The sequence below is a fragment of the Streptomyces sp. NRRL WC-3549 genome (assembly GCF_000721935.1).
Taxonomy (GTDB): Bacteria; Actinomycetota; Actinomycetes; order Streptomycetales; family Streptomycetaceae; genus Streptomyces.
This window is the reverse complement of the sequence record NZ_KL585466.1, coordinates 974-2229: the sequence shown is the minus strand read 5'-3', so window position 1 is coordinate 2229 and position 1256 is coordinate 974. Positions and strand designations below refer to the sequence as shown.

Below are 1256 nucleotides of genomic sequence, written 5' to 3'. Positions count from 1 at the left end.
AGATGTGTATAAGAGACAGGGCCGCCCCCGCTCGTACGAGGCCGAGGGGCCGGGGCGTCGACTGCCGTGGTGCACCCGGCAGGGGTTCAGGGCTGGGGGAAGCCCCGTTAGGGGGCCCCTGCTGATCTGTAGGGGTTGTGCGGTCAAGGGGGGTCGAATAACTTCGCATTGCGAGTTGATCTGCTGGAATGTCGACGGAATTGCCAGACGGTATCGATATTCATGGATCGTCACGCAAAGGCTATGGGTGCGGGGTTTGTCGCCTCGGGAAACGCGATTCCCGAGGGCGTCTCTATTCGTTGACAGCTGAAACGTCGCCCGACGTTCTGCCCCTTTACTGCTCCTCCATCGCTATTAGGTGCTGTCTGCTCAGGGTGGGATTGAATGGCGAACGAAGAGACGCTGCGGGAATACCTCAAGTGGGTCACCGCGGATCTGCACCAGGCCCGTCAGCGTCTTCAGGAGGTCGAAGCTGCTGACCCGGAGCCCGTCGCGATCGTCGGCATGAGCTGCCGGTACCCGGGCGGTGTGCGCAGCCCCGAGGACCTGTGGGAGCTGACCACCTCGGGCGTCGACGCCATATCCGCATTCCCTCTGGACCGGGGCTGGGAAAGCCTCGGCGAGGCCACGGACTCCGCAGGGCCCTCGTTCGCCATGGAAGGGGGGTTCCTGGACGACGTCGGTGGGTTCGACCCGGCGTTCTTCGGGATCTCGCCACGCGAGGCGCTGGCGATGGACCCGCAGCAGCGGCTGCTCCTGGAGACCTCCTGGGAAGCCGTGGAGCGGGCCGGTATACCCCTGGAAACGCTCCATGGCAGTCGTACCGGTGTGTTCGCGGGCACCACGGGCCAGGACTACTCGATGCTGCTCCAGCCGCCCCCGGAAGGAACCGGCGGCTATGTGCTGACCGGCACTTCGGCGAGCGTCGTCTCCGGACGCATCGCCTACACGCTCGGTCTGGAAGGGCCGGCCGTCACGGTCGACACGGCTTGTTCCACCTCCCTCGTGACCCTGCACCTCGCCGTGCAGGCCCTCCGCGCCGGCGAGTGCTCGCTGGCCCTGGCGGGGGGAGCGACCGTCATGTCGACCCCCAGTGCCTTCTACGGCTTCAGCGACCAGGGCGGACTCGCAGCCGACGGCCGCTGCAAGTCGTTCGCGTCCACGGCCGACGGCACCGCATGGTCCGAAGGTGTCGGCGTTCTGCTGCTGGAACGACTCTCGGACGCCCGCCGCAACGGCCACGACGTACTGGCGGG

At 66.7% G+C, this 1256-nt stretch carries 1 protein-coding gene; it reads left to right on the top strand.

Features of this window, described 5'->3' with window-relative positions:
* Positions 1 to 384: 384 nt before the first annotated feature.
* Positions 385 to 1256: beta-ketoacyl synthase N-terminal-like domain-containing protein (locus IH13_RS39520; protein ID WP_037843540.1), on the top strand; the 872-nt coding region annotated here is incomplete at its 3' end.